Below are 277 nucleotides of genomic sequence, written 5' to 3'. Positions count from 1 at the left end.
TCGATGAAGAAGGACAAGTCAGCGGCCAAACCACACCGAGTAAAGATAAAGATGCCCGTTGGACAAAGAAAAACGGTTTATACAAACTCGGTTACAAACAACATACCCGTACCGATGAGGAAGGCTATATCGAGAAATTGCACATCACTCCCGCTAATACCCATGAGTGCAATCACCTGTCGCCTTTGCTGGAAGGCATTGCCGAAGATACGACCGTCTATGCCGATAAAGGCTACGACAGTAAGCAAAACCGGCAACATCTGAAAGAACATCAGTT

General features: G+C 46.2%; 1 protein-coding gene. It reads left to right on the top strand.

All coding sequences use genetic code 11. The features are described from left to right. The coding region (locus tag ACTHSL_RS13540) for a transposase (protein ID WP_440381715.1) at positions 1–277 on the top strand (277 nt) is incomplete at both ends.

The sequence above is a fragment of the Neisseria sp. P0008.S010 genome (assembly GCF_051962715.1).
In the GTDB taxonomy this organism is placed as follows: domain Bacteria; phylum Pseudomonadota; class Gammaproteobacteria; order Burkholderiales; family Neisseriaceae; genus Neisseria; species Neisseria elongata.
Note: the sequence above shows the minus strand (reverse complement) of the source record. Positions and strands in the feature narration are given on the sequence as shown.